Genomic DNA, 8,441 nt, shown 5'->3' on the forward strand with positions numbered 1-8,441 from the left:
TAAAACGGTGAAAGGAGCCAAATATGCAGTGTCCACGCTGCGGGAATACGGATTCCGCCTGGTTCTATCAAGGATCAAGGGGCTTTTACTGCCGCCGGTGCATCCGTTTCGGACGCATCATGCTCGAAGAGGAACAGGAACCGGTATCGCTGAACGAAACCGGCGACGATGTTTCGGAATATGTCCTCAAATATCCCCTGACCCCTGCCCAGAAGCGGATCGGTCACGAAGCCGCCCTCAAAATCCGCAGCACCGACGTGATCCTGAAAGCAGCCACGGGAGCGGGAAAAACTGAGATGACCGTTGAAACCATTGCCGATACCCTGGCCAGAAAAGAGAAGATCATCTTCGCCATACCCCGGCGGCAGGTCGTCCTCGAACTCGCGGAACGGTTCCGGCAGATTTTTCCGAAAGCCAAGGTCGTAGCTGTATGCGGCGGACATACAGAGGAAACGGATGGCGACCTCATTGTCTGTACGACGCACCAGCTTGCCCGCTATACGCCCGGGGGCTGCGATGTTCTGATTATTGACGAGCCCGATGCCTACCCCTTCAAGTCCAGTTTTGTTTTAATGGGCATCTCCCGATCCGCAGTCAAGGGTCACACAATGTTCCTTACCGCAACGCCAGACGCGGAATTAAAGGCCCGTGTACGAAAAGGTGATCTCTATCAGCTGGAACTCAATGAGCGGCCCCATGGCCATCCGATCCCGGTACCTCAGCTCAAAACCGGATCCCGTCCTCTTCTGTTTCTGTATCTGATCCGCTGGCTGCGCAGCCATGCGGAACATCCGCGGATGGTATTTGTTCCGACAATTGCGATGGCCAATGTGCTCGCAAAACTGTTGAAGGCGGTCTTCCCCGAAACGATGGTACTGACTTCGAAAACAGAAAAACGGGATGACGAAATCGCACGCTACCGAAAACAGCGCCATGGCATCGTTGTAACGACGACGGTGCTGGAGCGCGGAGTAACAGTGCCTGGCGTCGATGTATGTGTCTTTGAGGCGGGCCACCGCGTCTTTGATGAAGCGGCACTGATTCAGATGGCCGGACGCGCCGGAAGATCGTTTCAGTTTCCGACCGGCTCCGTCCTGTTTCTGACCCGGAAGCGCAGCACCCTTGCGGAACAGTGCATCAGGGAAATTGAGGAGGCAAACAGATCATGCACAAAACAGGATGTCTGATGTGTGGCAAAGAACAGGAAAATGATACCCTCCTGCGCCTGCTGTTTTCCGATGATCCGATCTGCGGAGAATGCCGCAGCCAATGGCAGAAACACCGGAAAAGAGAAATGCTGGATGACATACCGATGGAAGCCCTGTGGCAGTACAACGGCGCCTTTTCTTCGTGCCTGCTGCAGTTTAAGGAACTGCACGACGAAGCTCTGAAAGATGTGTTTCTCTATCCCTTTGTAAACAGGCTCCGTCACAGATACAGGGGCTATACCCTTCTTCTGATGCCAAGTTCCAGAGAAAAACAGGAGGAACGCGGCTTCTCTCATCTGAAGGAAATGTTTGAGTGCCTTCATCTTCCGATGCTGGAGCCGTTCATCAAAGAAAGCAGCCGGGTTCAGAAAGCACTGGGACGCAAAGGCAGAATGGAAATGGAACATTCCATCCTTCGCAGAAAAGAGATCGAGCTACCCAAGAAGATTCTGCTCGTCGATGATGTATGCACCACCGGTTCAACGCTGCGGGGTGCTCTGCATACGCTGAAAAAAGAAGATCACACGGTCCGTATCCTGACGGCTGCGATCGTCAGTGATCCGCACGCAGCCTTGTCTTCCGGTGTCATGAAAGATTGATTCATCGCAGCCGGCCTCTTTGGAATGCTCGGAAGCCATAACATTTGGAAGCAGGTTCAGCGTCTTGATATTGCAGTGGAAAAATTTCGTATCTTCATCCGTGCACAGCTTCAGCGGACGCGAATCGTCCAGCGGCTCCCCTGGGAAACCGTAATCAGCAGCGTCGGTTTGCTGGAGGGATCCGGGAACACATGGTTACGGGCACAGTTGCCGCGGCTCGATTGCCAGTAGATGGCCTGTTCCCCGTTTCCGGCGCGTCAACGCATCTCTGAATTTCTGCTGTAAGCTCTTCCCGGTTCAGCGGATAATCAATCCGCATCATCCGGCACGAGTTGTAGAAACGGTCCAGGTGATCCTCCATCGCAAAGAGTCTGCCATTATTGGCAAAGGTTACATCATAGACGCCGTCACCGAAAAACATGGCACGATCCTGCATCGGGATCCGGATCTCATCCACCGGTCACATCACTCCGTTGTAATAACCGATCTTCATCTGCTTCATGCCTTTCTTTTGCGTTTATTCTCAAAGATCCTCGGGCGTTGTGATCTTGCGGTTTTCATAGCTGCCTTCCACCGCCCGGATCGTAATATCACGACGGAAGTGTTCCACCAGTGAACAGTCATCTGTTCCCGTAAAACCGTTCTTCAGAGCCTCTTCCATGCACTGCCGCAGCAGATCCGTTCGAAAGGCCTGCGGCGTCTGCGCCGCATAGAGAAGCTGGCGCGGATAGGTTTCAACAATCTTCCCCTCTTCGACGCGCTTGATTGTATCCTTGACCGGAACCATGAGGCAGGCGGCCTGTTCCGTTTCCATCGCCTTCTTGATCCGTTCCAGACATTCCCTCGACAGAAACGGACGCGCACCATCATGGACAAGGACAACATCTTCCTTCGCCAGAGCAAGGCCATGCGATACCGATTCCTGCCTGCTGGATCCCCCGGCCACGACGCTGATGCGGGGATCGTTGAGCACTATTTCTTTATGGAACGTCTCAGGCTCGCTGACAACGATCATCTGCCGGCAGTCGTCATCTGCCGCAAATACAGATATCGTATGTTCCAGAATTGTTCTGCCATCCCTGAAGCGGTAATAAACCTTGTTATATCCCAGGTGCATGCGGGTTCCGCTGCCCGCCGCAACAATGATTGCGCTGTAATTCATGTCACCAGTCTATCACTCCAAGCCACAAAAAATGCCGCACTTTCATGCGGCAGATTTCTATGGTGGAGCTAAGGAGGATCGAACTCCTGACCCCCTGCTTGCAAAGCAGGTGCTCTCCCAGCTGAGCTATAACCCCAAATCTATAAAGCAGTTGGTGGGCCTGAATGGATTTGAACCAACGACCTCACCCTTATCAGGGGTGCGCTCTAACCAACTGAGCTACAGGCCCATCTCATCGACTGCTTGATTATCTTATCGCCACCCCCATACCCTGTCAACAAAAAATTAAAAAAATCTGAAGCTCCGTTGAACCCCCTTCCGCCCTATGTTAGAGTGAAGGACGTTGAGGTTAAAGAGTCTATGGAAAGTTTTCTTGAATGGTGGTACAGCGGCATCGGGGCACACATTTCCCGCGAACTTTCGGTCATGATCGTATCGATGCTGCCGCTGATTGAGGAGCGCGGAGGATTGATTCTGGCGGGGCCGGGCTTTCTGAATCTGCCGATCGCTGCCGGCATCTTCTGGTCGGTGCTCGGCAACATCATTCCGATTCCCTTCATTCTCTTCTTTATCAAGAAGCTGCTGCACTGGATGGCAGATCACCGTATGGGAAAACTTGCCCGCTGGATTGAAGAAAAGGCGCAGAAGAACAAACCGAAGATCGAGAAATACGGCTTCTGGGGGCTGGCTCTGTTTGTCGGCATACCGCTGCCGGGCACCGGTGCCTGGACAGGTTCTCTGGTTGCCGCCCTCTTCGATATGGATCTGAAGAAGGCAAGCATCTCGATTCTGATCGGCATCGCTCTGGCAGCTGTCATCATGACGGCGCTGAGCTACGGACTGATCGGTTCGCTGGTTGGCTGAGGCTCTTAGGAGCCTTTTTTTCATATTCCCCATAAGGTAAAATTTAACCGTAAATAATCATAAGGAGAACGACATGGCACAATCCAAAAACAACCGTAAACCGAAGGTTTATTATTCACGTCTCAGCGACGATGAAGCGGCGGCGCTGCTTGGCAAGGCGGAAGTCGACGAAGCTGTTTTCCCCGATACCTATGACATCATTCAGGATGCCATCGATCCAGGGGACGGCAGTCTGGATGAGGATCCCTATGTTATTGCCCTGGATCTGATGGATGCCGATCCCTACGAGATCATGGACAGGAATATCTTCCTCTTTGTGGAACGGGTGCTGTCGGATGCCGTTCAGTTTGATAATGACTTTGAGGCCTGCTTCTATCTTGGCAATCTGTACTTTGATGGCCACTATGGAAACCAGGACTATGAAAAGGCATTTGCGGCCTACGAAAAGGCTGCGGAAAACAGCATTCCCGACGGCGCCGCCATGTACGCATGGTGCCTGTATTTCGGCCTGGGCACAAAAAAGGATCCGGCAAAGGCATTCCCGCTGATCGTCAAGCAGGCCACGGCCATGAAGGATCCCAACGCACTCTATCTGCTGGCGGAAATGTACTGGGATGGCGTATATGTGGACAAGGATCCGGCAGCCGCCTTTGCCATTAACATGGATCTGATGCAGCAGTTGGGCGACGAAGATTCCGACGAGCTGCCTCCGCTCTGCGCCACCGGAACACTGCTGCGGATCGGCAGCTATGTTCTGAATGAAGGCTATTGGGATCTGGCCCTCACCTGTTTCCAGAAAGCAGAGTTTCTCTGCTATCAGCGTCTGGAACGCGGCGACCACGCCTTTGAGCCGCAGCTTCGTAAAGCGCAGGAAGGCATCGATCTGGCAGAGCAGGGAATGGAGACGTCGATCCATCTGCGCCATCCTTCCTCCTCTAGAAAGCACTGAAGATGAAACGTATCGCAATTCTTACCATCTTCCCCGAGGCTTTTGACAGCTTTCTGGCCGGGCCGGTAATCCGGCGCGCAATTCAGAAGGAACTTGTCACCATCGAGATTGTTGATATCCGCGCCTATGCGGATGGTTCCTATCGCCATATTGATGATTCTCCCTATGGCGGCGGTGCAGGCATGATCATGCGCTGCGAGCCGGTGATCGCCGCCTTGCGAAGCACCTCAAAACCCAACAGCCGGAAACTGTTCTTCGCACCTTCCGGAAAAACCTATTCGCAAACCATGGCTCACGAGCTTGCCCTACAGGATGACCTCATCCTTCTGTGCGGCCACTATGAAGGCATGGACGCGCGCATCGAGCCGTATTTTGACGGTTCAATTTCACTGGGCGACTATATCCTGACCGGTGGCGAACTGCCGGCCATGATCGTGACTGATTCCATTGTCCGTCTGCTCAAAGGTGCCCTGCGCCAGGCAAGTACGGAAGATGAGTCCTTCGAAAACGGACTTCTCGAATATCCCCAGTACACCCATCCCCTCACCTATGAAGGCGTATCGGTTCCGGATGTGCTTACCAGCGGAAACCATGCCAGGATCGCGCAATGGAAGCGCAAAGAATCTCTGCGCCGGACACTGATGAAGCGGCCGGATCTGCTGGCGGAAATCCAGCTGTCAAAGAGCGATCAGAAACTGCTCGAAGAAATCAAAGAGGAAATGAATGATGAAGGAGATTGATCTCAAGGCACTGCCCAATATCAAAATTGCCAATGTCACCGATGCCCAGCACGCCACCGGTGTCACCGTATTTCTGACGGATCATGGCGCAGTCACCGGTCTTGATGTTCGCGGTGGCGCACCGGCAAGCCGGGAAAGTGCCCTGTTGAATCCGCTGGCTGCCAATGACCGTGTCGATGCCGTTGTACTTGCCGGAGGCAGTGCGTTCGGACTTGATGCGGCCTCAGGAGTCATGCAGTTTCTCGAGGAACGTCATCAGGGCTGGCCGGTTGCGGAAGGCGTTGTTCCGATTGTATGTGCCTCGTGCCTGTATGATCTTGAAGTTGTCGACAGCCGCATCCGTCCCACCGCAAAGGATGGCTATCTCGCCTGCAGTCTGGCAGGAAACTACCGGGATGGAAACTATGGCGCCGGTACCGGAGCGACGGTGGGCAAGATTCTTGGACCTGAACATATGATGAAGGCAGGCATCGGCTCCTTTGCCCTGCAGGAAGGTGACCTCATGGTTGCGGCGGTTGTTGCCGTCAATGCGGCAGGAAACGTCGTCGATCCCAGGAACCAGCCCCTGGCAGGTGTGCGTGATGAACACAATCATATCCTTGATGCGGAAGAGGTAGTGAGCCATGCCCTGCTGACAAGCGGAACAAATACGACGATCGGTGTCATCCTGACCAACGGCGCCTTTGACAAGACGGAGCTGACCAAGATTGCCGGCATGGGCCATGATGGCATGGCAAGAGCGATCCGCCCCGTTCATACGATGTATGACGGCGACTCTCTGTATGCCATGTCTCTCGACACTGTAAAAGCAGATATCAACGCCGCCGGTACGATGGCCGCAATTGCGGTGGAGCGGGCGATTCAAAATGCCGTGACGCATTGTGAAAGTGCCTATGGTATTCCGGCCTGGAAGGAGCTGAACCAATGACAAAGATTACGGAAGGAACAATCCCTTTTCTTGGACACGAAACCTACTACCGGATTGCGGGCGATCTGAGCAGCGGAAAGACGCCGCTTCTGTGCCTGCATGGCGGTCCGGGGAGTACGCACAACTATTTCGAAATCTTCGATGAGCTCGGCGAAGAGCGCCCCGTCATTTCCTATGATCAGATCGGCTGCGGAAACAGCTATCTCGACCATCATCCCGAGCTCTGGAACAAGGACACCTGGACCCATGAGCTTGAAACGCTGCGCATTGCTCTGCATCTGGATCATATACATCTGCTCGGTCAATCCTGGGGCGGGATGCTGGAAATCGCCTATATGATTGATAAGAAGCCGGTCGGTGTATCTTCCCTGATCCTTTCAAGCACACTGTCTTCGACCAGGCTGTGGGCAGGCGAGAATCACCGGCAGATTCACTATCTTCCCGAAAAGGAACAGGAAGCGATCCGCAGGGCGGAAGAATCGGGAAACTTCAATGATCCCGAATATCTCAGAGCCAATGAACATTTCATGGAGCTGCACTGTGCCGGTCCCTATGGCGAAAAGGATCCCGAATGCCTGAGGCGTACAAAAGCAGGCAGTGAAGCCTATCTCACTGCCTGGGGTCCCAACGAATATACGCCGACCGGGACGCTGAAAGACTTTGAATATTCCGATCGTCTGCAGGAAATCGATGTGCCGTGTCTCATCTGCAGCGGAACGGATGATCTGTGCACGCCGCTTGTAGCGAAGACGATGTACGACCGTCTGCCCCGTGCAAAGTGGATTCTCTATCCCAATGCGCGCCACATGTGCTTCGTCGATGCCCATGATGCCTATATGAGGGATCTGAGAGACTGGCTGGACCGGATTGACCGGAACGAAATCAGTCAATGACCTCAATATCCTTTGGATACCTGTTCAGCACTTCGACACCGTCTTCGGTGACGATGACAAGATCCTCGATGCGGACTCCCGTATCACCAGCCAGATAGATACCCGGCTCAATGGAGTGGACATTGTTTACTTCCAGTACGGCATGATCGGCCATGGAGATATCGCCCTTTTCATGATCCGTAAGACCGATGAAGTGGCCGAGGCGGTGATTGAACTGCGGACCATAACCGCCCGTAGTAATAATATTGCGGGCGATGGCATCGATGTCGCTGCGCTTCATGCCGGCATGTTCCGCTTTCTCTGCATCTTCATTCGCTCTGCGCACCAGATTGTAAATGTTCGCCACCCGTTCATCGGGTGCTTTTTTGAAGTAGAAGGTACGCGTCATATCGGAGCAGTAGCCATGGAATTTGCAGCCGACATCAAACAGGACACAGTCCCCTTCCTTTACGACGGTATCATCCGGCATATGGTGCGGATCCGCCGCATTGGCTCCGAAAGAAACGATCGGCGGGAAGGAGAAGGATTCTCCGCCCAGCTCCTTGTAGATGGCCGCTGTCTGATCGGCAACTTCACGTTCCGTCACCCCTTCATGAACAAGCGCCTTGAAACGGGCCATGGCCGCATCGTTGATGCGGGATGCGGTGCGCAGATATTCCAGCTCCGTTTCATCCTTGACTGCCCGTGCCGCATCGACGGCTTTAGAACCGTTGATGATACCGGCCGCCGCATGCCGCTCAAATAACGGCAGAAGGAATACGGCTGCCATATTCTTATCGACACCAAGCACTTCGTCTTCGTGAACCGTCTTCTTCAGCAGGCCGATGACATCGTCGCCATCGCTGTACCATACGATGTCAAATCCATCCTCTTCACAGGGAAACAGGCGGTTCACAAACAGAACCGGCTTCTCATCCGTATGAAGATACAGGCCGAGAAACCTCTCTCCCGGCTCAATCATTTTTCCACTCAGCCAGTACACAGCCACCGGCTCCGTCACAATCATCTGCGACGCCCCAAGATCATGCAGGCGTGCAAGTACATTCTTTACGCGTTCTTCATTCATGGATATATCACCTCGACAGCTAGGATTGTACA

General features: G+C 53.6%; 10 protein-coding genes and 2 tRNA genes. 7 read left to right on the forward strand and 5 right to left on the reverse strand.

Translation table 11 applies throughout. The features are described from left to right. Positions 1 to 23 precede the first annotated feature (23 nt). Positions 24 to 1,187: a DEAD/DEAH box helicase gene (locus C1714_RS13010; protein ID WP_102343631.1), complete on the forward strand. Its 1,164-nt coding sequence runs from the start codon at positions 24 to 26 to the stop codon at positions 1,185 to 1,187. Further along, positions 1,166 to 1,807, forward strand: coding sequence for a ComF family protein (locus C1714_RS13015; RefSeq protein ID WP_102343632.1), 642 nt, complete (start codon positions 1,166 to 1,168; stop codon positions 1,805 to 1,807). The genes C1714_RS13010 and C1714_RS13015 overlap by 22 nt, the downstream gene beginning before the upstream one ends. 154 nt (positions 1,808 to 1,961) lie before the next feature. On the opposite strand, the gene C1714_RS13020 is transcribed toward C1714_RS13015, so the two are convergent. The 4 genes from C1714_RS13020 to C1714_RS13035 form a co-directional block, all read right to left on the reverse strand. After that, a complete protein-coding gene (locus C1714_RS13020) occupies positions 1,962 to 2,264 on the reverse strand; it encodes an aminotransferase class IV (protein WP_135567953.1) in 303 nt (100 codons plus the stop codon). Positions 2,265 to 2,330: 66 nt separating this feature from the next. Further along, entirely contained in the window at positions 2,331 to 2,969 is a 639-nt protein-coding gene (ispD, locus tag C1714_RS13025) for a 2-C-methyl-D-erythritol 4-phosphate cytidylyltransferase (protein ID WP_102343634.1), read from the reverse strand. Between the two features lie 60 nt (positions 2,970 to 3,029). After that, positions 3,030 to 3,105, reverse strand: a tRNA-Ala gene (locus C1714_RS13030). Positions 3,106 to 3,121: 16 nt separating this feature from the next. Next, positions 3,122 to 3,198, reverse strand: a tRNA-Ile gene (locus C1714_RS13035). A gap of 131 nt (positions 3,199 to 3,329) precedes the next feature. Between C1714_RS13035 and C1714_RS13040 the strand changes: the two genes are divergently transcribed. The 5 genes from C1714_RS13040 (at position 3,330) to pepI (ending at position 7,343) form a co-directional block, all read left to right on the forward strand. Further along, positions 3,330 to 3,833, forward strand: a complete 504-nt coding sequence (locus C1714_RS13040; protein ID WP_102343635.1) for a COG2426 family protein — start codon at positions 3,330 to 3,332, stop codon at positions 3,831 to 3,833. Between the two features lie 73 nt (positions 3,834 to 3,906). Beyond that, positions 3,907 to 4,782, forward strand: coding sequence for a tetratricopeptide repeat protein (locus tag C1714_RS13045; RefSeq protein ID WP_102343636.1), 876 nt, complete (start codon positions 3,907 to 3,909; stop codon positions 4,780 to 4,782). Positions 4,783 to 4,784: 2 nt separating this feature from the next. After that, positions 4,785 to 5,522 (forward strand): tRNA (guanosine(37)-N1)-methyltransferase TrmD, encoded by a 738-nt coding sequence (trmD, locus tag C1714_RS13050; protein ID WP_102343637.1) that lies wholly within the window; start codon positions 4,785 to 4,787, stop codon positions 5,520 to 5,522. Next, on the forward strand, positions 5,506 to 6,450 hold the full coding sequence (locus C1714_RS13055; protein ID WP_245305143.1) for a P1 family peptidase: 945 nt from the start codon (positions 5,506 to 5,508) through the stop codon (positions 6,448 to 6,450). Before trmD ends, C1714_RS13055 begins: the two co-directional genes overlap by 17 nt. Beyond that, positions 6,447 to 7,343 carry a proline iminopeptidase gene (gene pepI, locus C1714_RS13060; protein WP_102343638.1) on the forward strand — a complete coding sequence of 299 codons (897 nt, stop codon included), beginning with the start codon at positions 6,447 to 6,449 and terminating at the stop codon, positions 7,341 to 7,343. Before C1714_RS13055 ends, pepI begins: the two co-directional genes overlap by 4 nt. On the opposite strand, the gene C1714_RS13065 is transcribed toward pepI, so the two are convergent. Next, positions 7,333 to 8,409 carry a M24 family metallopeptidase gene (locus C1714_RS13065; protein WP_102343639.1) on the reverse strand — a complete coding sequence of 359 codons (1,077 nt, stop codon included), beginning with the start codon at positions 8,407 to 8,409 and terminating at the stop codon, positions 7,333 to 7,335. The genes pepI and C1714_RS13065 overlap by 11 nt on opposite strands. Positions 8,410 to 8,441 lie beyond the last annotated feature (32 nt).

Origin of the sequence: Galactobacillus timonensis, assembly GCF_900240265.1 — a bacterium.
Taxonomy (GTDB): Bacteria; Bacillota_I; Bacilli_A; order Erysipelotrichales; family Erysipelotrichaceae; genus Bulleidia; species Bulleidia timonensis.